This window comes from Streptodolium elevatio, from assembly GCF_040649515.1.
Classification (GTDB): Bacteria; Actinomycetota; Actinomycetes; order Streptomycetales; family Streptomycetaceae; genus Yinghuangia; species Yinghuangia elevatio.
The window spans coordinates 72,367-98,421 of record NZ_JBEZFP010000006.1; the positions used below are offsets into that span (position 1 = coordinate 72,367).

At 71.0% G+C, this 26,055-nt stretch carries 25 protein-coding genes; 16 read left to right on the plus strand and 9 right to left on the minus strand.

Annotation, left to right across the window (positions count from 1 at the left end; genetic code table 11):
- Positions 1–43: 43 nt before the first annotated feature.
- Positions 44–2,134, minus strand: a complete 2,091-nt coding sequence (gene tkt, locus AB0C36_RS03840; RefSeq protein WP_358348733.1) for a transketolase — start codon at positions 2,132–2,134, stop codon at positions 44–46.
- 241 nt (positions 2,135–2,375) lie between these two features.
- Between tkt and AB0C36_RS03845 the strand changes: the two genes are divergently transcribed.
- Both AB0C36_RS03845 and AB0C36_RS03850 read left to right on the plus strand, forming a co-directional pair.
- Positions 2,376–3,320, plus strand: a complete 945-nt coding sequence (locus tag AB0C36_RS03845; protein WP_435838978.1) for a heme o synthase — start codon at positions 2,376–2,378, stop codon at positions 3,318–3,320.
- A gap of 95 nt (positions 3,321–3,415) precedes the next feature.
- Positions 3,416–3,796 (plus strand): hypothetical protein, encoded by a 381-nt coding sequence (locus tag AB0C36_RS03850; protein ID WP_358348738.1) that lies wholly within the window; start codon positions 3,416–3,418, stop codon positions 3,794–3,796.
- 107 nt (positions 3,797–3,903) lie between these two features.
- On the opposite strand, the gene AB0C36_RS03855 is transcribed toward AB0C36_RS03850, so the two are convergent.
- From AB0C36_RS03855 to AB0C36_RS03875, 5 genes are all read right to left on the minus strand, one after another.
- Positions 3,904–4,521, minus strand: coding sequence for a helix-turn-helix domain-containing protein (locus AB0C36_RS03855; protein ID WP_358348740.1), 618 nt, complete (start codon positions 4,519–4,521; stop codon positions 3,904–3,906).
- A gap of 105 nt (positions 4,522–4,626) precedes the next feature.
- Positions 4,627–5,613 (minus strand): COX15/CtaA family protein, encoded by a 987-nt coding sequence (locus tag AB0C36_RS03860; protein ID WP_358348743.1) that lies wholly within the window; start codon positions 5,611–5,613, stop codon positions 4,627–4,629.
- Positions 5,614–5,670: 57 nt separating this feature from the next.
- Positions 5,671–6,399 (minus strand): ABC transporter permease, encoded by a 729-nt coding sequence (locus AB0C36_RS03865; RefSeq protein WP_358348856.1) that lies wholly within the window; start codon positions 6,397–6,399, stop codon positions 5,671–5,673.
- Between the two features lie 50 nt (positions 6,400–6,449).
- On the minus strand, positions 6,450–7,379 hold the full coding sequence (locus AB0C36_RS03870) for an ABC transporter ATP-binding protein (RefSeq protein WP_358348746.1): 930 nt from the start codon (positions 7,377–7,379) through the stop codon (positions 6,450–6,452).
- Between the two features lie 79 nt (positions 7,380–7,458).
- Positions 7,459–8,970, minus strand: coding sequence for an MFS transporter (locus AB0C36_RS03875; protein WP_358348748.1), 1,512 nt, complete (start codon positions 8,968–8,970; stop codon positions 7,459–7,461).
- 156 nt (positions 8,971–9,126) lie between these two features.
- Between AB0C36_RS03875 and AB0C36_RS03880 the strand changes: the two genes are divergently transcribed.
- The 13 genes from AB0C36_RS03880 (at position 9,127) to AB0C36_RS03940 (ending at position 20,341) form a co-directional block, all read left to right on the plus strand.
- The gene (locus tag AB0C36_RS03880; RefSeq protein WP_358348751.1) at positions 9,127–9,750 is read left to right on the plus strand and encodes a TetR/AcrR family transcriptional regulator; all 624 of its coding nucleotides are present in this window, start codon (positions 9,127–9,129) and stop codon (positions 9,748–9,750) included.
- 125 nt (positions 9,751–9,875) lie between these two features.
- Positions 9,876–10,589 (plus strand): helix-turn-helix transcriptional regulator, encoded by a 714-nt coding sequence (locus AB0C36_RS03885; protein ID WP_358348859.1) that lies wholly within the window; start codon positions 9,876–9,878, stop codon positions 10,587–10,589.
- Positions 10,586–11,998 carry a Fe-S cluster assembly protein SufB gene (gene sufB / locus AB0C36_RS03890; RefSeq protein ID WP_358348753.1) on the plus strand — a complete coding sequence of 471 codons (1,413 nt, stop codon included), beginning with the start codon at positions 10,586–10,588 and terminating at the stop codon, positions 11,996–11,998. The genes AB0C36_RS03885 and sufB overlap by 4 nt, the downstream gene beginning before the upstream one ends.
- A gap of 14 nt (positions 11,999–12,012) precedes the next feature.
- Entirely contained in the window at positions 12,013–13,233 is a 1,221-nt protein-coding gene (gene sufD, locus AB0C36_RS03895; protein WP_358348756.1) for a Fe-S cluster assembly protein SufD, read from the plus strand.
- Positions 13,233–13,550 (plus strand): non-heme iron oxygenase ferredoxin subunit, encoded by a 318-nt coding sequence (locus AB0C36_RS03900; RefSeq protein WP_358348759.1) that lies wholly within the window; start codon positions 13,233–13,235, stop codon positions 13,548–13,550. The genes sufD and AB0C36_RS03900 overlap by 1 nt, the downstream gene beginning before the upstream one ends.
- Positions 13,551–13,556: 6 nt before the next feature.
- Positions 13,557–14,321 carry a Fe-S cluster assembly ATPase SufC gene (gene sufC, locus AB0C36_RS03905; RefSeq protein ID WP_358348762.1) on the plus strand — a complete coding sequence of 255 codons (765 nt, stop codon included), beginning with the start codon at positions 13,557–13,559 and terminating at the stop codon, positions 14,319–14,321.
- Positions 14,318–15,577, plus strand: coding sequence for a cysteine desulfurase (locus AB0C36_RS03910; RefSeq protein ID WP_358348765.1), 1,260 nt, complete (start codon positions 14,318–14,320; stop codon positions 15,575–15,577). The genes sufC and AB0C36_RS03910 overlap by 4 nt, the downstream gene beginning before the upstream one ends.
- Positions 15,578–15,619: 42 nt before the next feature.
- Positions 15,620–16,075 (plus strand): Fe-S cluster assembly sulfur transfer protein SufU, encoded by a 456-nt coding sequence (gene sufU / locus AB0C36_RS03915; protein WP_358348768.1) that lies wholly within the window; start codon positions 15,620–15,622, stop codon positions 16,073–16,075.
- Between the two features lie 11 nt (positions 16,076–16,086).
- A complete protein-coding gene (locus tag AB0C36_RS03920) occupies positions 16,087–16,401 on the plus strand; it encodes a metal-sulfur cluster assembly factor (RefSeq protein ID WP_358348861.1) in 315 nt (104 codons plus the stop codon).
- 212 nt (positions 16,402–16,613) lie between these two features.
- Entirely contained in the window at positions 16,614–17,540 is a 927-nt protein-coding gene (locus AB0C36_RS03925; protein WP_358348771.1) for an RNA polymerase sigma-70 factor, read from the plus strand.
- Positions 17,541–17,598: 58 nt separating this feature from the next.
- Entirely contained in the window at positions 17,599–18,375 is a 777-nt protein-coding gene (locus AB0C36_RS03930) for an SDR family oxidoreductase (protein WP_358348774.1), read from the plus strand.
- Positions 18,376–18,423: 48 nt separating this feature from the next.
- Positions 18,424–19,251: a class I SAM-dependent methyltransferase gene (locus AB0C36_RS03935; protein ID WP_358348776.1), complete on the plus strand. Its 828-nt coding sequence runs from the start codon at positions 18,424–18,426 to the stop codon at positions 19,249–19,251.
- 211 nt (positions 19,252–19,462) lie between these two features.
- Positions 19,463–20,341 (plus strand): AAC(3) family N-acetyltransferase, encoded by an 879-nt coding sequence (locus tag AB0C36_RS03940; RefSeq protein WP_358348779.1) that lies wholly within the window; start codon positions 19,463–19,465, stop codon positions 20,339–20,341.
- On the opposite strand, the gene AB0C36_RS03945 is transcribed toward AB0C36_RS03940, so the two are convergent.
- Both AB0C36_RS03945 and AB0C36_RS03950 read right to left on the minus strand, forming a co-directional pair.
- Entirely contained in the window at positions 20,310–21,929 is a 1,620-nt protein-coding gene (locus tag AB0C36_RS03945) for a type IV secretory system conjugative DNA transfer family protein (RefSeq protein WP_358348781.1), read from the minus strand. The genes AB0C36_RS03940 and AB0C36_RS03945 overlap by 32 nt on opposite strands.
- 199 nt (positions 21,930–22,128) lie before the next feature.
- Positions 22,129–23,940, minus strand: a complete 1,812-nt coding sequence (locus tag AB0C36_RS03950; RefSeq protein ID WP_358348783.1) for an ABC transporter ATP-binding protein — start codon at positions 23,938–23,940, stop codon at positions 22,129–22,131.
- Positions 23,941–24,043: 103 nt separating this feature from the next.
- Between AB0C36_RS03950 and AB0C36_RS03955 the strand changes: the two genes are divergently transcribed.
- Complete coding sequence (locus AB0C36_RS03955) at positions 24,044–24,634, plus strand: TetR/AcrR family transcriptional regulator (protein WP_358348786.1); 591 nt, start codon at positions 24,044–24,046, stop codon at positions 24,632–24,634.
- Between the two features lie 632 nt (positions 24,635–25,266).
- Here the strand turns inward: AB0C36_RS03955 and abmR are convergent.
- A complete protein-coding gene (abmR, locus tag AB0C36_RS03960) occupies positions 25,267–25,791 on the minus strand; it encodes an ATP-binding transcription factor AbmR (protein WP_358348789.1) in 525 nt (174 codons plus the stop codon).
- Positions 25,792–26,055: the final 264 nt, after the last annotated feature.

The following is a 26,055-nucleotide window of genomic DNA, read 5'->3' on the forward strand; positions in this document are numbered from 1 at the left end:
CGATCGAGTGGTCGCTGAATGTCTTTAGCCGGTCTCGTCCGGCTCAAGCGCCCGCGGCGCGCAGGGATTCCCGCGCGGCCGTCACGACCGCCGCGGCGGTGATGCCGAACTCCGCGAAAAGCGTCTTGAAGTCAGCGGATGCCCCGAAGTGCTCGAGCGACACGATCTTTCCGGCGTCGCCCACGATCTCGCGCCAGCCGAGCGCGATACCGGCCTCGACCGAGACGCGCGCCTTCACGTTCGGCGGGATGACGTGCTCGCGGTACGACTGGTCCTGCGCGTTGAACCACTCGATCGAGGGCATCGACACGACGCGCGTCGCGATGCCCTCGGCCTCCAGGGTCTCGCGCGCCTGCACGGCGAGCTGCACCTCGGAGCCGGTGCCGATCAGCACGACCTGCGGCAGCCCCTTCGACGCCTCGGCGAGGATGTAGCCGCCCCTGGCGGCGCCGTCGGCCGAGTTGTGGTCGTCGCGCTCGAACGTCGGGACGTCCTGGCGGGTCAGCAGCAGGCCGGCCGGGCGGTCGGTGTGCGACAGGATCGTGCGCCACGCGACGGCCACCTCGTTGGCGTCCGCCGGGCGGACGACGTCGAGGCCGGGGATCGCGCGCAGCGCGGCGATGTGCTCGATCGGCTGGTGGGTCGGGCCGTCCTCGCCCAGGCCGATCGAGTCGTGCGTCCACACGTACGTGACCGGCAGCTTCATCAGCGCGGCCAGGCGCACGGCCGGGCGCATGTAGTCGGAGAACACCAGGAAGGTGCCGCCGAACACGCGGGTGCCGCCGTGCAGCGCGATGCCGTTCATGGTCGAGCCCATGGCGTGCTCGCGGATGCCGAAGTGGATCGTGCGGCCGTACGGGTCCGCGGACTTCAGCGCGTTGCCGACCGGCAGGAACGAGCTGGACTCGTCGATCGTGGTGTTGTTCGACTCGGCGAGGTCGGCGCTGCCGCCCCACAGCTCGGGGATGACGCCGCCCAGCGCCTCCAGCACCTTGCCGGACGCCTTGCGGGTGGCCATCGGCTTGCCGGTCTCGAAGGCCGGGAGGGCCTGCTCCCAGCCGTCGGGCAGCTGCCGCTTGGCGACGCGCGCGAGGGTCGCGGCGCGCTCCGGGTTGGCGGCACGCCATGTGTCGAGCGCGGTGTCCCACTCGGCGCGGGCGGCGCGGCCGCGGTCGACGACCTTGCGGGCGTGCGCGAGGACCTCGTCGGCCACCTCGAAGCTCTGCTCGGGGTCGAAGCCGAGGATCTTCTTGGTCGCGGCGACCTCGTCGGCGCCGAGCGCGGAGCCGTGCGCCTTGGCGGTGTTCTGCGCGTTCGGCGCGGGCCACGCGATGGTGGTGCGCATCGCGATCATCGTCGGGCGGCCGGTCTCGGCGCGGCCGGCGAGCAGCGCGGCGTACAGCGCGTCGACGTCGATGTCGCCGTTGGGCAGCGGCTCGATGCGGAGGGTGTGCCAGCCGTAGGCCTCGTAGCGCTTGAGGACGTCCTCGCTGAACGCGGTCTCGGTGTCGCCCTCGATCGAGATGTGGTTGTCGTCGTACACCGCGACGAGGTTGCCGAGCTTCTGGTGGCCGGCGAGCGAGCTGGCCTCGGCGGAGATGCCCTCTTCCAGGTCGCCGTCGGAGACGATCGCCCAGATGGTGTGGTCGAACGGCGAGGTGCCGGCGGGCGCCTCGGGGTCGAACAGACCGCGCTCGTAACGGGCCGCCATCGCCATGCCCACCGCGTTGGCGAGACCCTGGCCCAGCGGGCCGGTGGTGGTCTCGACGCCGGAGGTGTGGCCGTGCTCGGGGTGGCCGGGCGTACGGCTGCCCCAGGTGCGGAACGCCTTCAGGTCGTCCAGCGTCAGGCCGTAGCCCGACAGGAAGAGCTGGGTGTACAGCGTCAGGCTGGTGTGCCCCGGGGACAGCACGAAGCGGTCGCGGCCGGCCCAGTCGGGGTCGACCGGGTCGTGCTTGAGGAGCTTCTGCCAGATGAGGTAGGCCGCGGGTGCGAGGCTCATCGCCGTACCCGGGTGGCCGTTGCCGACCTTCTGCACGGCGTCCATCGCGAGGACACGAGCCGTGTCCACCGCGCGCTTGTCGAGATCGGTCCACTCCAGCGCGCTGCTGTCGTTGGTCGGCATGGTGCTCACCCTTGTCAGGGCTCCTTCCGGTTTCTCCGGTTGATCGCCGAAATCGCGGGTCTACCGCCCGCGCGGCGTATACGGCACAAGGCCGAGCCTACCGGGGCACCGGGGACGTCACGCGGTGGAGGACTCCGGCCGGGTGGCCGACGGCGGCCGACGCCGCGCGGACGTGCCCCCCGCACAATTCACAAGCGGGCGAGGGACTACAGTTTCCCGTTAGTTCTAATCCGCTGCTGATGGGGTGTTCGTGACAGCCGTCGAATCCCGACCGGCCGGGCTCGCGGGACCTACCCGCGGCAGTCGTCCGCCGGCGGCCCGGGTCCTCGCGTTCGTGGCCCTCACGAAACCGCGCATCATCGAACTGCTGCTGATCAGCACGATTCCGGTGATGTTCCTGGCCGCCAAAGGGCTGCCGGACCTGAGCCTCGTACTGGTCGTCTGCTTCGGCGGTTACCTGTCCGCGGGCAGTGCAAACGCCTTCAACATGTACCTCGACCGGGACATCGACCGGCTGATGCACCGCACCGAGCGGCGCCCGCTGGTGACCGGCATGGTGTCGCCGCGCGAGTGCCTGGCGTTCGCCACCGCGCTCGGCGTGATCTCGACCGTGTGGTTCTGGGTGCTGGTCAACCCGCTGTCGGCGGGTCTGTCGGTGCTGGCGATCTTCTACTACGTCGTCGTCTACACGATGATGCTGAAGCGGCGTACCCCGCAGAACATCGTGTGGGGCGGCATCGCGGGCTGCATGCAGGTGCTCATCGGCTGGACCGCGGTCACGAACTCCCTTGCCTGGGCGCCGTTCGTGCTGTTCATGGTCATCTTCTTCTGGACGCCGCCGCACTATTGGCCGCTGTCGATGAAGTGCGCCGACGACTACGCGAACGCGGGCGTGCCGATGCTGCCGGTCGTGGCCGGCAACAAGGTCGTGGCCAAGCAGATCGTGGTCTACAGCTGGGTCATGGTCGCCACGTCGCTGCTGCTGTGGCCGACCGCCGACACCGGCTGGCTCTACCCGGCGGCGGCCCTGGTGCTCGGCGTGGCGTGGCTGTACGAGGCACATGCGCTGAACCGCCGCGCGAAGGCCGAGGAGACGGGCGCGAAGCTCAAGGAGATGCGCCTGTTCCACTGGTCGATCACGTACCTGACGCTGCTGTTCGTGGCGGTCGCGGTCGACCCGGTCATCTTCGGCTGAGTCCCTCACCTGCGGCGGCCTGGTCCGTGGATGCGCGACGCGCTGTGATGATCCCCACGGCGCCGGTCCGACGACCCGTCGGTAGCATCCTGCGCATGAGCGAGACAGAGACCGCCGCGGCGACTCCCCCGGCCGAGCCGGCGGACGCGGCACCGAAGACCGACCGCCAGGTGCGCCGCCTCGCGCGCAACCTCACACGGTTCTCGAGCCGCCACGCGGCGGGCGGCGACTCGACGGCCGACGCGGTCGTGGAGTACATCGGGCGCGACTCGACCCGCATCGTCGTCGTCGGCGCCGACGGCCAGTGGGGCGACCAGGTCGCGCGCGACCCGGAGACGGCGCGCAAGGCGATCGAGGCGGCCGGCCTGCGGCTGCACGACGAGTTCCCGAACGACGTGGCGCTGCGCGTCAAGACCGGGCAGTACGAGTGGACCCGCATGGCGGGCATCCAGATCGGCGGGCCCGCGAACGCCTGACGGCGGTCCGCCGCGGCACCCCGCCCGCGAACGGTCGGGAGCCGGCGGGAGCGGTCGGGAAACGGCCCTGCGGTGAACACCTCGGGCCCGCGGCCCGGCCCCAGGGGTCAGGTCTGCGGCGGCGCGTCCAGGACCGTGACGGACAGGAACTTGATGGGCAGTGCGACGAGTTCGTCGGGCCCGTGCGGTCCTTCGCCGTCGAACTGCAGCGTGTCGCCCGGGCGCATCGTGTAGCGGGCGTCGCCGTGCCCGTACACCATCTCGCCCTCCAGCATGTAGAGGACTTCGACGCCCGGGTGCTGGAAGAGCGGGAAGACCTCGCTGGACTCCGTCAGGGTGACCAGCACGGCTTCAAGTCGCTTGCGCGGGCCGCGCAGTTCGCCGAGCAGCTGGTAGTGGTGTCCGACGCGCGTGCCGCGGCGCACGATCTGGGCGCCGTGCCCGGCCGGCACGTACACCGCCTCGCGGTCCGAGTCGACGCCGCGGAACAGCGCGGTCACCGGCACCTTGAGCCCGTCGGCGATGCGTTCGAGTGTGGCCAGGCTGCACGACGTCTGCGAGTTCTCGATCTTCGACAACATCGCCTTGGAGACCCCGACGAGTGTCGCCATCTCGGCGATCGACAGTCCGGCGGCACGGCGGTACTCGCGGACGCGGAGCGCGATGACACGCTCCAGTCGTCCGGTCCCCCGGCCCGATGGCGCGTCCGGCGCAGCGGCGGTCATGGCCGCAGATTAGTCCGTTCCGGTGAACGAGAGTTTGCCGGGGTGGCAAATTGTGATCTTGCCGGTCCCGTCCGGGCCGGTGGGCGGTCGTCTGCCGGCGGCGGGTCAGTAGCGCGTCGCGGTGACCGGCTCGTCGGCCTGCGCGGGTACCCCGGCGGCGTTCTCCGCCTTGCGGTCGGCGCCGTCTGCCCCGTCTGCCGCCTCGCTTTGCTCGCCGCGCTCGCGCAGCCCGAAGAGGATCCGCGTGGTGGTGACCACGACCAGGCAGGCGCCGAACATGTGCAGCGAGACCTGCCATTCGGGCAGACCGTTGAAGTACTGCGTGTACCCGATGAGGCCCTGCGGGACCATGACGCCGAGCAGCCACCACACCCGGTGCTGCGCGGCGGCGGGCGCGTCCGTGACACGCAACGCGAGCGCGAGCGCGATGGCCGCGCCCAGCAGCAGGAAGGCCAGGTCGGCGTGCAGCCATGCCATCTGGTCGACGTCGACGTCGAAGCGCCGGGCCTCTTCGTCGCCGGCGTGCGGGCCCGAGCCGGTGACGATCGTGCCGACGACGAGCAGCGCGGACAGTACGCCGACGGCGCCGGCCCCGAAGCGGCGGATCTCGCGGCGGACGAGCGGGCGTACCGGGCCGTCGCCCTCGCCGGAGCGTTCGTAGAGGGCGACCGCCGAGCCGATCATGAACATCGACACCAGCAGGTGGCTGGCCACGGCCGCCGGGTGAAGGTCCGTCAGGACCGTGATCCCGCCGACGATCGCCTGCCCGACGACCGCGAACAACTGGAACACCGCGAGGTAGCGGATCTCCTTGCGCACCGGCCGGTGCCGCCACGCCACCACGATCGCCGCGACCGCGATGGCCCCGACGACGTACGCCAGCATGCGGTTGCCGAACTCGATGAACGTGTAGATGTCGCTCTCACCGTGCGGCGTCCACTGGTCGTCGTTGCACCGCGGCCAGGTGTCGCACCCGAGCCCTGAACCGGTGAGCCGCACCAGCCCACCGGTGATGACGATCCCGATCTGAGCGCACAGGTTGGCAAGAAAGACCCGTCGCGCAAGCGGCGACACGGCAGACGGCGAACTCATGCCGCAAAGCGTACGTTGTGAACTCGTTCACGAAGTACACGGGGCCCTGCTCCGCGCCTACTCCCAGCGGAAGAAGCGGGCGGCGGCGGCCAGTCCGAGGACGGACCAGGCGGCGAGGATGCCGGCGTCGGCCCAGGGCATGGACGAGCCGTCGCGCAGGACGTCGCGCAGGCCGTCGGAGAGGGCCGCGATGGGGGTGAGTTGGAGTACCGCCTCGACGCCGCCCGGGAACTTGTCGAGCGGGATGATCACGCCGCCGCAGACGAGCAGGAGGATGAAGACCAGGTTCGCGGCGGCGAGGGTGGCCTCGGCGCGGAGGGTCCCGGCCATGAGGAGGCCGAGGCCGGAGAACGCGGCGGTGCCGAGGACCAGCAGCAGGACCACCGCGAGGGGGTTGCCGTGCGGGGACCAGCCGAGGGCGAAGGCGATCGCGGTCAACAGGGCGATCTGGAGGAGTTCGACGACGAGGACGCAGCCGGTCTTCGCGACCATGAGGCCCCAGCGCGGCAGCGGCGTCGCGCCGAGGCGCTTGAGGACGCCGTACCGGCGCTCGAAGCCGGTCGCGATGGCCTGGCCGGTGAACGCGGTGGACAGGACCGCGAGGGCCAGCAGGCCGGGGGCGAGGAAGTCGATGCGCTCCTCGCCGGGTGCCAGGTCGCCGACGTCGACGACGTCCACGGCGCTGAACAGCACGAGCAGGAGTGTGGGGATGACGATGGTGAGCAGCAGTTGTTCGCCGTTGCGCAGCAGCATCTTGGTCTCGAGTGCGGTCTGCGCGGCGATCATGCGGCCGAGCGGGGCGGCCCCGGGCCTGGGGGTGAAGGTCCCCGTCGTCGTCACGGCCGCAGCTCCCGCCCGGTCAGTTCCAGGAACACGTCTTCGAGCGAACGCCGCTCGACGGTCAACTTCTCCGGCATGACGCCGTGCTGCGCGCACCACGAGGTGACGGTCGCGAGCAGCTGCGGGTCGATGTCGCCCTCGACACGGTACGTCCCGCGCGCGACCTCGAACGCCTTGGCCCCCTCGGGCAGCGCGGCGATCATGTTCGCCAGGTCGAGCCCCGGCGGTCCGGCGAACCGCAGCGAGTTCTCCGCCCCGTCCCGGCACAGCGCCTCGGGCGAGCCGGCGGCGATGACCCGGCCCCGGTCGACGATGTGCACGTCGTCGGCCAGTTTCTCGGCCTCGTCCATGAAGTGGGTGGTGAGGACGACCGTCACGCCGTCGTCGCGCAGGTCGCGCACCAGGTCCCAGGTCGCGTGCCGGGCGTGCGGGTCGAGCCCGGCCGTGGGCTCGTCGAGGAAGACGAGCTCGGGGCGTCCGACCACGGCGAGCGCGAGCGCGAGGCGCTGCTGCTGGCCGCCGGACAGCCGCCGGTACGTGGTGCGCCCGCAGCTCTCCAGCCCCAGCCGCTCGATCAGCATCCCGACGTCGAGCGGGTGCGCATGCAGTTTGGCGACGTGCCGCAGCATCTCCTCGGCGCGCGCGCCCGCGTACACGCCGCCGGACTGCAACATGACCCCGACGCGCGGGCGCAGGCGCTCGCCGTCGGCGGCCGGGTCGAGTCCGAGGACGCGCACCGTGCCGCCGTCCGCGCGGCGGTAGCCCTCGCAGATCTCGATAGTGGAGGTCTTGCCCGCCCCGTTGGGCCCGAGCACGGCGGTGACGGTCCCGGCCTCGACGACGAGGTCGAGCCCGTCGACGGCGGTCTTGTCGCCGTACCTCTTGACGAGACCCGAGATCTCGACGGCCGGCTGCGGGGAGTCCATGGCCGAACAGTCTAGGTAGGCCCGGGTGCGGCCCCGGTACGCGGTCGTCCATGGGCCGCGCCGGGGTCCGCACGGCGGCTCAGCCCCGGGCGTGGACCTTGCCGGGGGCCTTGTCCGGGTCGTCGCCCGGGTTCTTGCCCTTGCGGAACAGGGGCAGGGCGGCGACGGCGGCCAGAGCGGCGCAGACCGCGGCGGCCGTGAACGCGGCGGCGACGCCGTGGGTGAGGACACGCTCGGCGGTCGCGCCCGGGGCCGCGTCGCGCGTCGCGTGGCCGAAGACCGTCACCCACAGGGCGAGCCCGACGGTGCCGGCCAGCCACTGGGTGGTCTGGAGCAGGCCTGAGGCGGCGCCGGACTCGTGGGCCGCGACGCCGGTCATGCCGTAGGTGGTCAGTGGGGACATCGCCGCGCCGGCGCCGATGCCGATGAGGAGCAAGGCGGGCAGCACGGCGGTCGGGTAGGCGTCGGACTCGCCGATCCTCGACAGCAGGGTCAGTCCGGACGCGCCGAGTGCGGCGCCGACCGCGGCGGGCCAGGCCGTCCCGACCCGGCGGACCAGCCACGGGGACAGCCTGGCCATGGTGAACTGCCCGATCATCAGTGGGAGGAAGGCGAAGCCGGCCTTGACGGGGCTGTAGTCGCGTGCCTCCTGGAAGTACTGGCCGAGGAAGAAGAGGACGCTGAACATCGCGGCTGCATAGAGGGCCACAGGCGGCAGGACGCGGGCCAGGGTGCCGCGTACCGCGAGCCGCAGCGGTGTGATCGGCTGGGCGGCGCGGCGTTCGACCAGGACGAACGCGGGCAGCAGGACGGCGGCGGCGATCAGTGCGGCGACGGTGCGCGTGTCGCTCCAGCCGGTGTCCCCCGCCCTGATGCAGGCGTACACGAGTGCGGCGACGCCGACCGTGCCGGTGAGGGCGCCCGCGAGGTCGAACTTCGGGCGGTCCGCGGCGGCTTCGGGCCGTTGCGGCTCGCGTACGACCCGCCGGGCGAGCACCATCAGGGCCGCGCCGAGCGGTACGTTGACAAGGAAGACCCAGCGCCACGAGGCGAGTTCGGTGAGCACGCCGCCGAGTACGAGGCCCACCGAGGCGCCGCCGCCGAGGACCGCCGAGTACCAGGAGATCGCACGGGCGCGGGCCGGCCCCTCGAACGTGCTGACGATGAGGGCCATCGTGCTGGGTCCGACGAGCGCGCCGCCGACGCCCTGCAGGACGCGTGCGGCGATCAGCCACCATGCCCACGGCGCGAGGCCGGCCAGAAGAGAGGCTGCGGTGAAGAGTCCGACGCCGGTGACGAACATGCGGAGTCGGCCGTACGTGTCGCCGAGTCGGCCGCCGAGCAGCAGCAGTCCGCCGAAGGCGAGCGTGTAGGCGTTGAGGGCCCACGAGGACGCGGTCGGGGACAGGTCGAGGGCCGCCCGCATGTCGGGCAGCGCGAGGTTGACGACGGTGACGTCGATGCCGATGAGCAGCATCGAGCCGGTGATGACCGCGAGGGCGAGCCCTGGCCGCTGCCCCGGGGGCGGGGCGGTGGTGCCGCCCGGCGGTGGCGCGGCGGCTCGGGCGGAAGCAGATGGGGAAGCGGGCATGGGGTACCCCCGGATCGCGGACAGGCGGAAGGAAGCGCAAAATAGGAGACAAGGAAGTCTCTTAATCTGGGTTCACCTTAGGAGACTGCTCGGTCTCTTACAAGCCTCCGGCGATACTGGGGGCGGAGTTGAGGGATTCGAGAGAGGTGACCCGAGGTGACAGCCCGCACCGACGAGCCGTCCCCCGCCGCGGGACCGCCCACCCGCAGGCGCGGACGCGCCCTCGAACAGGCCATCTTCCAGGCGGTGTTCGACGAACTGCGCAGAGTCGGGTACGCGGGGCTCTCGATGGACGGCGTCGCCGCCGCGGCGCGCACCGGCAAGGCCCCGCTCTACCGGCGCTGGCCCGACCGGGACGCCCTGCTCGTCGACGCCCTGCGCGACCGACTCCCCTGCGCCGACGACATCGAACTCGTCGGCGAACTGCGCGCCGACCTGCTCGCCGTACTGCGCTTCATGTGCGCCGCCTGCCAGCTCACCAAGGACCCGGCGCTCCAGACCGCCAAGACGGAGTCCAAGGAGACGCACGCCATGATGCGCGAGCGCGTCTCGGTGCCGACCCGCCGCATGCTGCTGGAGATCCTGCGGGACGCCGAGGCGCGCGGCGACATCCGCGAGGGGGCCGCGACACCGCTGACGGCACGCGTGGGACCCGCGATGGTGACGTACCAGAACCTGACCGCGCCCGGCGATCTGACCGAGGGCTTCGTGGTCGAGCTGGTCGACGACGTCCTGCTGCCCATGCTCAGGCCGCCGGACACTCCGGCCGATCGCGCGTGAAAAGTCATGTACTTTGCGTTATCTCCCCAGGCCAGAGGCTCGTTAGGCAGCCCTAAGTGATCGACCGCACGCGGGGCGGATTCGCCTTCGGGAACCATTAACGCAACAATGGCGTTGTGAAATACATGCGCGAGGACACGGGAGGTCCGGGGCGGCACGCCGCCCAGGGCCCGACCGCGCCCGAGAACGACGCGCATGCCGGCACCCGCAACAAGGTCGCCCGGTCGATCCTCGAGCACGGTCCGTCCACCGCGGCGGATCTCGCCGAGCGGCTCGACCTGACCGCCGCGGCCGTGCGCCGGCACCTCGACGCGCTGCTCGCGGAAGGTGTCGTCGAGGCCCGGCAGCAGCGGGTGTACGGTCACCGCGGGCGAGGCCGCCCCGCCAAGGTGTTCGCGCTCACGGACACCGGCCGCGGATCGTTCCACCAGGAGTACGACGTCCTGGCCGCCGACGCCCTGCACTTCCTCTCGGAAGTCGCGGGCGAGGACGCGGTCATGGCGTTCGCCCGCACCCGGGTCGCCGCACTCGAGACCAAGTACCTACCGGTCGTCGAGAGCGCGCCCGAGGGCAAACGGGCCGAGGCGCTGGCAGAGGCGCTGTCCGCCGACGGATACGCCGCGAACGCGCGGCAGACCCCCGGCGGAGAGCAGCTTTGCCAGCACCACTGCCCGGTGGCGCACGTCGCCGAGCGGTTCCCGCAGCTGTGTGAGGCCGAGGCAGAGGTGTTCGCACGCCTGCTCGGCACCCACGTCCAGCGGCTGGCAACGCTCGCACACGGCGACGGCGTCTGCACCACGCACGTACCGAAGAACGTCACCGGGAGGAACCCCGCATGACCACCGAAGCTCGCCCCGAGCTTGAGGGACTGGGCACGTACGAGTACGGCTGGGCCGACACGGACGTGGCCGGTGCCAACGCGCGCCGCGGCCTGTCCGAAGAGGTCGTCCGGGACATCTCGGCGAAGAAGAACGAGCCCGAGTGGATGCTCAAGCTCCGCCTCAAGGGCCTGCGTCTCTTCGACAAGAAGCCGATGCCGACCTGGGGCTCGGACCTGTCCGGGATCGACTTCGACAACATCAAGTACTTCGTGCGCTCCACGGAGAAGCAGGCCGCCTCGTGGGAGGACCTGCCCGACGACATCAAGAACACGTACGACAGGCTCGGCATCCCCGAGGCGGAGAAGCAGCGCCTCGTCGCCGGTGTCGCGGCGCAGTACGAGTCCGAGGTCGTCTACCACCAGATCCGCGAGGACCTGGAGGAGCAGGGTGTCATCTTCATGGACACCGACACCGGCCTGCGCGAGCACCCGGAGATCTTCCAGGAGTACTTCGGCTCGGTGATCCCGGTCGGCGACAACAAGTTCGCCGCGCTGAACACCGCCGTGTGGTCGGGCGGCTCGTTCATCTACGTGCCGAAGGGCGTGCACGTCGAGATCCCGCTGCAGGCCTACTTCCGGATCAACACCGAGAACATGGGCCAGTTCGAGCGGACGCTGATCATCGCGGACGAGGACTCGTACGTGCACTACGTCGAGGGCTGCACCGCGCCGATCTACTCGTCGGACTCGCTGCACTCCGCGGTCGTCGAGATCATCGTCAAGAAGAACGCGCGCGTGCGGTACACGACCATCCAGAACTGGTCGAACAACGTCTACAACCTGGTCACCAAGCGTGCCGTCGCCCACGAGGGCGCCACCATGGAGTGGATCGACGGCAACATCGGCTCCAAGGTGACCATGAAGTACCCGGCCGTCTGGCTGCTCGGCGAGCACGCCAAGGGCGAGACGCTGTCGATCGCCTTCGCGGGCGAGGGCCAGCACCAGGACGCGGGTTCGAAGATGGTGCACTGCGCGCCGAACACATCCTCGAACATCGTGTCCAAGTCGGTCGCGCGCGGCGGCGGGCGCACGTCGTACCGCGGCCTGGTCCAGATCGAGGACGGCGCGAAGGGCTCGACCTCGTCGGTCAAGTGCGACGCGCTGTTGGTCGACACCATCTCGCGGTCCGACACGTACCCGTACGTGGACGTGCGTGAGGACGACGTGTCGATGGGCCACGAGGCGACCGTCTCCAAGGTCTCCGAGGACCAGCTGTTCTACCTCATGAGCCGCGGCATGACCGAGGACGAGGCCATGGCCATGATCGTGCGCGGGTTCGTCGAGCCCATCGCGCGCGAACTGCCCATGGAGTACGCCCTCGAGCTGAACCGCCTGATCGAGCTGCAGATGGAAGGGGCTGTGGGCTAGGCCCGCAAATACCTATGGCAAGCGCTAACAACTCCGGTAGCACCACGGCCGGTTCCATCGCCGTGCGCGAGGCCGGGGCCCCCGACGAGCTCGCGGGTCCCGGCACCGGGCGCATGGTCAGCCAGCCGGCCGACGCCCGCCAGGTCGCGGTCGCGTCGTACGACGTGCACGACTTCGGCGTGCCCACCGGCCGCGAGGAGGACTGGCGGTTCACCCCGCTGGACCGGCTGCGCGGGCTGCACGACGGCACCTTCGGCACCGTCGGCGAGCTGTCCGTCGAGGTCGAGGCCCCGAGCGGGGTGGTCGTGGAGACGGTGGGCCGCGACGACGCGCGCCTCGGCAAGGCGGGCGCGCCCGTCGACCGGGTGGCGGCACAGGCCTACTCGTCGTTCGAGAAGGCCACCGTGGTCACCTTCCCGCGCGAGCTCGCGCCGGGCGAGCCGGTGGTCGTGCGTACGCGCGGCGCCGGCACCACCGGCTTCGGCCACCTGACGGTCGTCGTCGAGGCGTTCGCCGAAGCCGTGCTGGTGCTCGACCACGCGGGCAAGGCGTCGTACGCCGACAACGTCGAGTACCTGGTCGCCGACGGCGCCCGCCTCACCGTCATCTCGGTGCAGGACTGGGACGCCGGCTCGGTGCACCTGGCCCACCACGTCGCGCGCCTCGGCCGCGACGCGACGTTCAAGTCGGTCGCGGTCACGCTCGGCGGCGACGTCGTACGCCTGTTCCCGCGCGTCGTCTACGACGCACCGGGCGGCGACGCGGCGCTGTACGGCCTGTACTTCGCCGACTCCGGCCAGCACCTGGAGCACCGCCTGTTCGTCGACCACGACGTGCCGCGCTGCCGCAGCCTGGTGACGTACAAGGGTGCGCTGCAAGGCGTCGACGCCCGCACCGTGTGGATCGGCGACGTGCTGATCCGCGCCGCGGCCGAGGGCACCGACACGTACGAGCTGAACCGCAACCTGCTGCTCACCGAGGGCGCGCGCGCCGACTCGGTCCCCAACTTGGAGATCGAGACCGGCGAGATCGCCGGTGCCGGCCACGCGAGCGCCACCGGCCGCTTCGACGACGAGCAGCTGTTCTACCTCCAGTCGCGCGGCATCCCCGCCGACGAGGCCCGCCGCCTGGTGGTGCGCGGCTTCTTCGCCGAGGTGCTCGCCCAGATCGGCATCCCCGCGCTCCAGGAGCAGCTGATGCTGCGTATCGAGGCGGAGCTGGAGGCGAGCGTCTGATGGCGTACGAACGCGCCTGCGCCGAGGCCGAGTTGGCGGAGGACACTCCGCTGCGCGTCGTCCTGGGCGATGTCCCGGTGACGCTGGTGCGCACCGAAGGCGAGGTGTACGCGATCAACGACGTGTGCAGCCACGCCAACGTGTCGCTGTCCGAGGGCGAGGTCGAGGACTGCGCGATCGAGTGCTGGCTGCACGGCTCGCGCTTCGACCTGCGCACCGGCCGCCCCTCCGGCCCCCCGGCGAACCAGCCGGTGCCCGTCTACCCCGTGAAGATCGAGGCCGACGCGATCTACGTCGACCTGAACCAGGAGTCCTGAGTCCGTATGGCAACGCTTGAGATCCGCGACCTGCACGTCAGCGTGGAGGCCGAGAACGGCCCCCGCGAGATCCTGCGCGGCGTCGACCTGACCGTGAAGCAGGGCGAGACCCACGCCATCATGGGCCCGAACGGCTCCGGCAAGTCGACGCTGGCGTACTCGATCGCCGGGCACCCGAAGTACACCGTCACCGGCGGCACCGTGACGCTCGACGGCGAGGACGTACTGTCCATGTCGGTCGACGAGCGGGCCCGCGCGGGGCTGTTCCTCGCGATGCAGTACCCGGTCGAGGTGGCCGGCGTGTCCGTCTCCAACTTCCTGCGCACGGCCGCGACCGCGGTGCGCGGCGAGGCCCCCAAGCTGCGGCTGTGGGTCAAGGAGGTCAAGGAGGCCATGGAGCGCCTCCACATGGACCCGTCGTTCGCCGAGCGCAACGTCAACGAGGGCTTCTCCGGCGGCGAGAAGAAGCGCCACGAGATCCTCCAGCTCGAACTGCTCAAGCCGAAGATCGCGGTGCTCGACGAGACCGACTCGGGTCTGGACGTCGACGCGCTGCGGGTCGTGTCGGAGGGTGTCAACCGGGTGCGCGAGACCGGGGAGATCGGCACGCTGCTGATCACCCACTACACGCGCATCCTGCGCTACATCAAGCCCGACCACGTGCACGTGTTCGCGGGCGGCCGCATCGTCGAGTCCGGCGGTCCGGAGCTGGCGGACAAGCTCGAAGCGGAAGGCTACGAGTCGTACGCCGGAGCCAAGGAGACCGCATGACAACCACCCTTCAGGGGCTCCTGGACACCGAGACCATCCGCAAGGACTTCCCGATCCTGTCGCGCGTGCTGCACGGCGACAAGCCGCTGGTCTACCTCGACAACGCCGCGACCTCGCAGAAGCCCAAGCAGGTCCTCGACGCGCTGAACGCCTACTACGAGCTGCACAACGCCAACGTGCACCGCGGCGTCCACGTGCTCGCCGAGGAGGCCACGGCGCTGTACGAGGGCGCACGCGACAAGGTCGCCACCTTCATCAACGCGCCGTCGCGCGACGAGGTCGTCTTCACGAAGAACTCCTCCGAGGCGCTGAACCTCGTGGCGAACATGCTGACCTGGGCGGACGAGCCGTTCCGCGTCGGCCCGGGCGCCGAGGTCGTCATCACCGAGATGGAGCACCACTCGAACATCGTGCCGTGGCAGCTGCTCTGCCAGCGCACGGGTGCCACGCTCAAGTGGTTCGGCCTGACCGACGACGGCCGCCTGGACCTGTCGAACATCGACGAGGTCATCACCGAGAGCACCAAGGTCGTCTCGGTGGTGCACACGTCGAACATCCTCGGCACGGTCAACCCGCTGGACGCGATCGTGCGGCGTGCGCACGACGTCGGCGCCCTCGTGGTGGTCGACGCGTCGCAGGCCGCGCCGCACGTACCGCTGGACGTGCAGGCGCTGGAGGCGGACTTCGTCGCCTTCACCGGGCACAAGATGCTCGCCCCGACGGGCATCGGCGTGCTGTGGGGCCGGCTGGGCCTGCTGGAGGAGCTGCCGCCGTTCCTGGGCGGCGGCGAGATGATCGAGACCGTGACGATGAGCGCGTCGACGTACGCGCCCGCGCCGCACAAGTTCGAGGCCGGCACCCCGCCGATCGCGCAGGCGGTCGGACTCGGTGCGGCGATCGACTACCTCGACGCGCTGGGCATGGAGAACATCGCGGCGCACGAGCACGCGCTCACGTCGTACGCGATCGACGCGCTCAACGGGGTCGAGGGCCTGGAGATCATCGGCCCGAAGACCGCGGAGATGCGCGGCGCGGCGATCTCCTTCCAGTTCGGCGACCTGCACCCGCACGACGTGGGCCAGGTGCTGGACGAGCAGGGCATCGCGGTCCGGGTGGGCCACCACTGCGCGCGGCCGGTGTGCCTGCGGTACGGCGTCCCGGCGACCACGCGCGCCTCGTTCTACCTCTACTCGACACCCGCCGAGGTCGACGCCCTGGTGGCCGGCCTGGAACACGTGCGCCGCTTTTTCGGCTGAACGTGACGGCTTGAGAAGCGTAGGCAGGGAGCGAAGCGGGCGATGAAACTCGACTCGATGTACCAGGAGATCATCCTGGACCACTACCGCAACCCCCACCACAAGGGGCTGCGGGACCCGTTCGACACCGAGGTTCACCACGTCAACCCGACGTGCGGCGACGAGGTGACGCTGCGGGTCAAGCTGGAGGGCACCGGCGAGGACGCCAAGGTGGTCGACGTGTCGTACGAGGGCCAGGGCTGTTCCATCAGCCAGGCCAGCGCGTCGGTCATGACCGACCTCGTCATCGGCCGCACGGTCGCGGACGCCCTCGCGGTGCAGGAGGAGTTCCTGCGCCTGATGCAGTCCAAGGGCCAGGCGGAGCCGGACGAGGACGTGCTCGAGGACGCCGTGGCGTTCGTCGGCGTCTCGAAGTTCCCGGCGCGCGTCAAGTGCGCACTGCTCGGCTGGATGGCCTGGCGCGATGCGACCACTCAGGTGATGGAGGGTCAGAAGTGAGCGACACCAAGATGAGCCCCGCAAGCGCGGACGAGGTCACCGAGGCGCTGTACGACGTCGTCGACCCCGAACTCGGCATCAACGTCGTCGACCTCGGCCTCGTCTACGGCGTCACCGTCGACGACGCGAACATCGCGACCGTCGACATGACCCTGACGTCGGCCGCCTGCCCCCTCACGGACGTCATCGAGGACCAGGCGAAGACCGCCACCGAGAACCTGGTGAGCGACCTGCGCATCAACTGGGTCTGGATGCCGCCGTGGGGCCCGGACAAGATCACCGACGACGGCCGCGAACAACTCCGCGCGCTGGGCTTCAACGTCTGAGCACTCCCCTTCCGCACGGCTTACGAGGGTGGCACCGACAACCGGTGCCACCCTCCCCCACATCCCGACCTTTCCGGCTCCCCTCGGAACGCACACTCGGCGTCGGCGGCTTGTTCCCGCTCCTCTCGTTTGTCCACGCAACCGTGTTCCTGTCGGGCGCGCCCCTCGGCGACGCTGAGGTCTCCGTTCGCGGCGGTGGGTACGGTGGCGGGGTGAGTGGCGATGTTGTGGTGGATCCGGTGGCCGAGTTCGAGGCCGAGCGGGGGCGGCTGTTCGGGATCGCGTACCGGATGCTGGGGTCGGCGTCGGAGGCGGAGGACGCCGTGCAGGACGCGTACCTGCGCTGGCACGGCGCCGATCGGGAGCACATCGAGGCGCCGGGCGCGTGGCTCGCCAAGGTGCTCACCAACCTGTGCCTGAACCGCCTGACGTCCGCGCGGGTGCGGCGCGAGGAGTACGTCGGGCCGTGGCTGCCCGAGCCGGTGCGTACCGACGCCGGCGCGCTGGGCCCGTTGGAGACAGCCGAGCAGCGGGACGCGGTGTCGATGGCGATGCTCGTGATGCTGGAGCGGTTGTCGCCGCCCGAGCGGGCGGTCGTGGTGCTGCGTGACGCGTTCGAGTACTCGCACCGGGAGATCGCCGAGGTGCTGGACTGGTCGGAGGCCAACACCAGGCAGACGTACCGTCGGGCGAAGCGGCACCTGGCCGACGGGCGGCCGCGCTTCGAGGCGTCCGCGGCGGTGCGCACCGATCTGCTGACGCGCTTCCTGGCCGCGGCGGCCGAGGGTTCGCTCGACCAGTTGGAGTCGCTGCTCGCGCACGACGTGACGGTGTGGTCGGACGGCGGCGGGAAGGTGTCGGCGAGTACCCGCCCGGTGTCGGGGCGCGACAAGGTCGCCCGGTTCCTGCTGGGTCTGGTGCAGCGCTTCGGGTCGGACATGGTGTTCGGGTTCGTCGAGGTCAACGGGGAGATCGCGCTGCTGGCGTGGGAGTCCGGGGTGCTGACGACGGCCGCGACGTTCGCGTTCGGCGCGGAGGGCATCGCCGAGCTGCGGATGGTGCGGAATCCGGACAAGCTGAAATTCCTGGAAACCCAATCGCGGGAGTTGTCACAGAACGCGGGGCCGTCCGGTTCCTAGCTGACGAGGGCGACGCCGCGGCGTGCGGCGGCCTCGGAGCAGAGAGGTTCCGATTCCGATGACGGCAAACGTGATCATGGTGACGGGCGCGACCGGTGTGCTGGGCCGCCAGGTGCTGGAGCGGCTGCGCCGCACCGGGCTGCCGGTCCGTGCGATGACCCGCAGGACGACGCTGCCCGACGACCCGGGCGTGCGCTGGGTGACCGCCGATCTCACCACCGGCGAGGGCGTGGACGCGGCGCTGGAGGGGGTCACGACGGTCATCCACTGCGCGTCCGACACCCGGCGGCCGAAGCACGACGTGCCCGGCTGGCGGCACCTGCTGGACGCCGCGAAGCGGGCGGGGGTCGGGCACATCGTGAACATCTCGATCGTCGGCGTCGACCGGATCCCGTACTTCTACTACAAGATCAAGTTCGAGGGTGAGCGGCTGCTGGAGGAGTCCGGCGTCCCGTGGACCAACCTGCGGGCCACCCAGTTCCCCGACCTGTTGAACAAGGCGTTCCGTGTGCTGTCCAAGCTGCCGGTCGTGCCGGTGCCGTCCAAGACCGCCTGCCAGCCCGTCGATCAGGGCGAAGTGGCGGACCGCCTGGTCGAGTTGGCGCAGGGCGAGCCCGCCGGCCAGGCGACCGAGATCGGCGGGCCGAAGGTCTACGACGCCCCCGAACTCGCACGCACCTGGCTGGCGGCCGCGGGCAAGCGGCGGTTCGTCCTCAAGGTGCGCATCCCGGGGAAGGCCGGCGCCGCCTTCCGCGCCGGGTACCTGACCACCCCGCGGCACGCAACCGGCGTGCACACCTGGGAGCAGTACCTCGCCGACGAAGTCCGCCGCTGAGGCGTGGTCCGAGGGGAGGCGGGGCGAACTCGGGCGTAGGGTGCCGGTATGGCTGGCGGATCCGGGTTTCAGGTTTCAGGTGACGCGGCGGTGCGCTACGAGCGCCATGTCGCGCCGATCATGGCGCCGTTCGTCGGCGCCCTGGTCGACGCGGTACGGCCCGCGCCCGGCGAGGCAGTGCTCGATCTGGGGTGCGGCACCGGTTTCGTGGCGCGGGAGGCCGCGCGCCGGGTCGGGGCCGAGGGGCGGGTCACGGGCGTGGATCTGAATCCCGGGATGCTGGCCGTCGCCGCCGAGCAGGCGCCCGAGACGCCCGAAGCACCCGGGGCGCCGGAGGTGGTGTGGGCACAGGCCGCCGCCGAGGCTCTGCCCTTCGGCGACGACGAGTTCGACGTGGTGCTCTGCCAGCAGAGCGCGCAGTTCTTCGCCGACCTGGACGCGGCGCTGGCGCAGGCGGCCCGCGTCACCCGGCCGGGCGGCCGGTTCGGAGCGACGGTGTGGGCGTCCCTCGAAGGGTCGCCGTTCTTCGTCGCGCAACGCCTGGCCATCGAGGCGATCGGGGGTGCGGAGGCGGCGCGTTCGTTCGACACGGCGTTCCGCTGCCCGGCGCGCGTGCTCGTCTCCGCGGTGCGCCGCGCCGGGTTCGTCGCCCTGGACTCGCGCGACGTGACGGCGAACGTACGCCTGCCGCGGCTCGACTCGTTCGCGCCCCTGCAGCTCGCGGCGCTGCCGTGGGGCCGGGCCGTCGCGGAGGCCGGGCCCACCGCGCCCGCGGCGTACGCCGCGATCCTCGCCGATCTGCTCAACCCCTACGTCACCGCGGACCAGAGCGTGTTGATCCCGTTCGCGTCCACGCTGGTGACCGCGACCCGCTAGCACGCGGCGAGTGTGCGGGCAACTGCCCGCGGCCGCCTGGCCGGTGCTCGCCTGTCCGTCCCACGCTGGCCATTTCGCGCGGCAGTTCGCCGGAGTGCCGGGTCGTCGCGCGCGTTCCGCTCTACGGTGGCGTCACCGACGTACAACCGTGCGTGGCCGCATTCCTCACAAGGGAGCACCATGACCGACTCCGCCGCGATCGGCCTGCCTCATGCATGAAGTCGCCCGGATCACCGAACAGTTGCACGCTCTGGGTCTGACGGAGGGCGACACCGTCCTGGTGCACAGTTCGCTGCGCCGCGTAGGGGCGGTCCAGGGCGGTGCCGAAGGCCTGTTGGACGCGCTGCGCCGGGCCGTCGGCCGTGCGCAGGGCACCGTGGTCGTACCCGCGTTCACCCCGGAGACCTCCGACACGTCCGATGTCTACCGCAAGGCCACGGCCGGGATGACCGCGGGCGAGGTCGCGGCGTACCGGGCCGCGATGGCCCCGTTCGACGCGGCGACGACCCCCGTGTCCGCCGAAGTCGGCGTGCTGGCCGAGGTGGTACGCCGGTCCCCGGGCAGTCGGCGCAGCGCCCACCCGATGGCGTCGTTCGCGGCGCTCGGCCGACGGGCCGCGGAAACGACCGGGCACCACGATCCGACCTGCCGTTTCGGCGAACGCTCGCCGCTCGGGCGGCTGTACGAGACGCCGCAGGCCAAGATTCTGCTGCTGGGCACCGGGTTCTCCGCGTGCGTGGCGTTCCACCTCGCCACCTACCGCCTTCCCGGCCGCCGCCAGCGGATCTACCGCTGTGTCGCGGGTGGCTCGGAAGGCCGCGTCTGGTGGAGCCACAGCGATCTGGCCTTGGACAGCAGGGACTTCGCCGACATCGGCGCTGACTACTGTGCGCAGGCGGCGGCTCCGGAGGCGGCAGCCGAACCCGCACGTACCGGAAGCGTGGGGGCGGCGTGGGCGACGGTGGTGCCGTTCGCCGCAGCAGTCGACTTCGCGACGGCGTGGTTCCGCGGACGCGCGACGGCGCCCGCGGGCCACACACTCGGCGGCAACGGCGCGCTCAGCGCCTGTACTTCGCGATCGAGCGCTTGATCTCGTCGGCGTACGGGCCCTCTGTCCAGGGCTCGGACTTGGCCAGGATCGGGCGTTGCCCGCTCATCTGGATCAGCAGTCGTCCGCGCGGCAGGTTGGCGACGTCGGAGGGGTGCAGGATCGCCTCCTCCCTGCTGCCCCGGCTGTAGCTGCCCTTCAGCCTGGGGATCTGGTGCGAGGTCGACACGGTCCCCGGTTCGAACTTCCCGGCGGCCAGGGCGTAGTCGTCGATCGTCCTGGCCTCGGTGCCACCGCCGCCGTACACGCGGACCGAGGCGGCCCCCCACAGCTTCGCCATGCCGTCCGCGCCCCAGACGTCCACGCCCTGGGCCCAGGACTGGAGCATCGTCATGACGATGACGCCCCGCGAGCCGAAGTGCGAATAGCGGTTCGGCCAGAGTTGGAGCTGCGCGACGTTGGCGGGCTCGTCGAGCACCGCGAGCAGCGGCTTGCGCAGTCGGCCGCCGGGCATCTTGGCCGAACCGGTCTCGCCGACGACCACGACGGCGGCGGTGATGGCACTGACCGCGGGCGAGGCGGTCTTGTCGTCGGTACGTGACATGACGTACAGGGTGTCGGTCGACTCGCGGGCGAACTGGACGAACGGGAACTCCTCGCGCCCTTCACCCGGGGTGATCCACGGGATGATGCCGGGCACGCCCAGCCACGACATGTACTGGGTCGCCGCGCCGTAGACGCCCGCCCTTTGGCTGACCGGCAGGGCGACCAGGCCCTCGAACGCGTGCACGGCGAGATGGTGCCGGTCGACGTCCCTGATGAGGTTGACCGGGGTGTCGTCGTCCGGGCGTTTGAGCCACCTCAGGATGTCGGTGATCGGGCGCCGCCCGGCGTCGGCCGCGAAGAGCATCAGCGAGATGAGCGACTGCGCGGCGGGCTCGAAGTAGGCGTCGGTGCGGTGGTGCTCCTGGCGCTGGGTGGACATGAAGAGGCCGGCGACCGTCATCGCCTCCTTCATCTCGCCCTCGATCAACTGCAGCGGGCTGAAGTACCAGTCGGGGCGTTCGCCCCAGACGTTCTGCGGGTCGTAGACCCAGGTCCTTCCCTGTCGTTCGCGGAGGGCCCGGGTGGCTTCGACGACGTGGTTCTTGCACGAGGTGACGATCACCGGTCCGGGTGCGGTGATGATGTTGGGGATGGCGCGGGACATCGTCTTGCCGGTCCCCGGCCCCGAGATCTCGACGTACATGTCCTCCCAGGTGGACCACAACTCCCGGTCGCCGCGCACGGATTTGCCGAGGTAGAGGCCGGGGCTGGACAGGTGGCCGTACCCGAGGTCCCGGGCGACGCGCCGCACGCCCTCGGCCGTGTTGCGGGACATGCGCGACGGCGACTCCAAGAGGCGGGCGGCCACGTCGATGTGGCTGCGTCCGCGCGGGCGCAGGTCCCACGACACGGCGATGTCGACGGCGACCACCACGACGATGACAATCGCCGACCAGGCGGGGCGTCCGAGGCGCGCCGCGATCAGGTACGCCACCAACAACGCGACGATGTTGAGCCCGATCATGAAGACGATCAGGATGTGCGCGCCGATGTCCGGCCCGCGGCGGCGGATTGTGCTGGTCACGTGTTCCCACTCCTGTCCCCGGCTCTACCCTTCCTGGGGCACGGTCCGGGGCCGGGGCGAGTGCCCGCAACCGATACCGGTGAAGATCGCGCTGTGCGGACTTCCTTCGGCGCCGACGGGCAATTCCGAAGGAAAAGGGCGGCCGGCGGGACCACGCGTCCTCGGTCGACGCGGAGGCGGCCGTACGCTCCCGCGCGGGTCAGCCCTCGGACACCGCGGGAGCGCGGCCGGACACCGCCGCGGCGTGGCTGGGCGTCTCCCGGGACACGTCGCCGAGGGTGGTGGTGACGCGGAGGGCGGTGACCATGTCGCGGTAGAGGGTGTCGGTGGCCAGGAGTTCGCGGTGGGTTCCGGTGGCGCGCAGGCGGCCCCGCTCCAGGACCACGATCCGGTCGGCCTCGACCACGGTGGAGAGGCGGTGGGCGATGGTGACGACGGCCGCATGCGCGGAGCGTTCGCGGATGAAGGTCTGGACGGCCGCTTCGGTGAGGCCGTCCAGCTGGGCGGTGGCCTCGTCGAGCAGCAGGATCTCCGGGTCGGCGACGAACGCGCGGGCGAGGGCGATGCGTTGGCGTTCCCCGCCGGAGACGGTGGTGTCGGCGAGCACGGTGGCGAGGCCGTCGGGGAAGGTTTTGGCGCGTTCGTCGAGGCGTACCGCGCGCAGTGCCTCCCAGAGTTCGTCGTCGCCGGCGGCGGGGCGCAGGTACCGGAGGTTGTCCGCGAGGGTGCCGGGGACGAGCGGGGTGTCCTGCTCGACGTAGGCGATGCGCCGCCGCGACTCGTGCAGCGGCCACAGGTACGCGGGCCGGCCGCCGAGGCTGAGGTGGCCGGCCTCGGGGTGCAGGAATTCGAGCATGAGGGAGAAGACCGTGGTCTTGCCCGCACCGGAGGGCCCGACGATGGCGGTGTGGCCGACGCGCGGGACGTCGAACGAGACGCCGTCGAGGGCCGGTTGGGCGTCGGGGGCGTAGCGGGCGGTCACGTCGTGGAAGGCGATCGCGGCGGCGGTGTCCGTATGGGCGTACACCTGGGACGGTACGGCCGCCTTCGCGCGCGGATCGGGCCCTTCCAGATCCAGTTCGTTCAGCTGCGCGATGCGTGAGGCCGCGGCGATGCCGGACTGCAACTGCGTGACGACGGTGGCGAGTTCGGTCGCCGGTTCGAGGAGCTGGAAGGCGTAGAGGAGGAAGGCGATCAGGCTGGACACGGACAGCGCGCCGGACTCGACCCGGTAGGCGCCGATCGCGAGGATCAGCAGGATCGCGAGCTGTACGCCGGCCATCGTGATGGTCCACACGACGGCCTCGATGCGGACCGCCCGGATGCTGTGCCGGGCCGACTCGTCGGCCTCGGCCTCGATCCGCAGCGACTCGCGCTCCTCGGCGCGGGCGGACTTCACGGTGCGGATCGCACGCAGCGCGCCGTCGAGGGCCGCCCCCAGGCGCCCGACCGATTCCTGGGCCGCCGCCTGCGCCTTGGCCATGCGCGGCATGAGCACGGCGACCAGCAGCGTGACGACGGCCAGGCTGCCGACGGTGACGGCGAAGAGCACCCAGTCGAGGAAGGCCATGAGCGCGAGCGCGCCCACCAGGCCGACGGCGCCGTTGACGAGCCGGGTCAGGCTGGACGCCGCGGCTTCGCGGATGAGCACGGTGTCGGACGTGACGCGCGTGACCAGCTCGCCGCTGGAGCGGCCGGTGAGGTCGCCGAGGCGCAGCCGCAGCAGGCGCCGGACCATCGAGGAGCGGGCGTCCCGGACGACCTGCTCGCCCATGCTCCCGAGCATGATCCATTGGAACGACTGCACGGCCGAGCCGACGACCAGCAGGCCGGCGAGCACGGCCACGGCCGGGGCGATCGAGCGGGACTCGTCGAGTGCGTCCAGGACCCACTTGGTGGCCATCGGGCTCGCGAGCGTGGTCGCGGTGACGAAGAGCCCGAGGACCAGCCCGAGGACGAGTGTGCGTCGGTGGGGCCGGACGAAGGACCACAGGATGCGCAGATTCGGCACGACGACCCTCTCCATGAAACGCCAGTGCAACTTTTTGAGACACTAGAGTCCCATTTTTAGATGCGCAAGTCCTTTTTCGGAGACTGACTGCTATGTTGCGGTCGTGAGCACCACCTCAGCCGAGTCCGGGGCACGCGGCCGTACGCGCCGCGCGATCGTCAGCGCCGCCGCCACCCTCCTCGCGCGCGACCGCAGGGCCACGCTGGCCGAGATCGCCCAGGCCGCCGAAGTCGGACGCAGCACCCTGCACCGCTACTTCGCGGACCGCGACGAGCTGGTGCGCGCCGCCGTCGAGGACTCGCTCGCCCTGATCGAGCAGGCCGTGCTGGACGCCGCCGTCGACGAGGGGCCGTGCGTCGACGCGATGCGGCGGCTGGTCACCGCGCTCGTCGCGACGGGAGACCGCCTGCTCTTCGCGTTCGGCGACCTGAGCGTGCTCGAAGAGCTGCCGGACTACGACGACCGCACCGAGCGCATGGTGACGGACCTGATCGAACGCGGCCAGGCGGAAGGCGTGTTCGATCCCGAGGTCTCGGCGGGATGGATCATGGCCACGGTGTGGGCGATGGTGTACACCGGCGCGGAGGCGGCGCAGCAGGGCAGGGTCCCGCCGCACGGCGTCGCCGCACACGTCATCCGCACCCTGGAGGGCGGCATTCGGCGACCCGACGCGGGTACGCCCGCCACCCGATGAACACGCCCCTGAAGGCCCCGCTGCTTACGAGCGCCAGGCGCTGAGATCGCCGGCGGCAACAAGGTCCGCAAGCTGGCGTGGATCATCCCGGACGCTCTCACGCGGCGCTCCCCCACGATCCTCACGTTCGGCGCCCTCGGCACCAACCACGGCCTGGCGACGGCGCGTTACGCGATGGCGCGCTACGCGATCGCCAACGGCCTGCCCGGCTCGCCGGACCTCGCGGAGCCCGTCGACGACCACGTGCGCGCGCAGTTGGCACGCCTGGAGGAGTCCGGGGCGACGATCCACCGGACGCGCATCGCTCGCCGCACGTACGCACTCCCCCCGTGGCTGAGCCTGCGTCACGGGGCCTTCGCGCGAACGGCGCGGGAGCCGGCTGTGGAGACGGGAATGCGGCGAGGACGAGTTCACCGCAGGCGGCGCCTTTTCGGCGCATCCTGAGGGCAGGGTCCTCGCCGCATCCCCGTACCGGAGGCGGCGGCCGCGCGTGCCGCACGCCGCCAAGTCACGCGCGGGCCACCGGCCTCCGGGCCACAGTGCGTCCGGACTTGCTCAGTGTCCGGACTGCTCGGTCTCCGAACGGCTCGGTGTCCGGACTACTCGACGTCCCGACTACTCGGACGTCCCGACTAGTCGGCGTTCGGCCCGGACTCGCGGACCTGCTGCACCTTTTCGAGGGACTCACGCAGTTCGGTGAGCCATGTGTCGGTGTTGCGCTGCACGAGGCGTACGCACCAAGCCAGTGCCTCACTCCGGCTGCGGGCCACACCGCCCGCGATGAGCGTGTCGAGGACCTGGCGCTCCGGCTGGCGCAGCCGCGTCATGACCGGCACGGACACGTGCGTGTAGAGCGCGCGGCGGTCGCCGCACACGACGCCCCAGGACACCTTGCGCCCGAACTTCCGCTCGGCCTCCCGCGCGACCTTGATGCGGTCGTCGCGCGTACGCTCCCGGAACTCCGAGATCTTGCCCTCGGCCGCGCCCTCGCGTGCGGCGTCCGACGCGTCCTCGGCCAACTCCGGCTCGGCTATGCGGCCGACGACGGTGATCTCCTCGCGGTCGACCGTCACCTCGACCAGTTCGACGAACAGACCCTCGGGGAGCCGTCCGGCGAACCAGCCCCTGACCTTCTCCTGCTGCTCGCTTGTAATCATGTAATCGAGATTACGTCGGGTCTGGGAGGCCGCCAACAACGTCCGCCCACGGCGTAACCGGCCAGGCACGGGAGCCGGCGTCGCATGCCACCTCCGGCCATCACGGTGCGCGACCGGAAGTTCACCGAGGCGTCCGATCCCCGCCTTTCCTCCCGCCGCTTTCCTCTCCTGGGTGAACTCGCTGGCTTGATCCCCTCCTTGGTCACTCCGCCACCACCGGTCCCGCGGTAGCGTCGCCCCGACAGTGGGCGAGCCGTGGGGTGG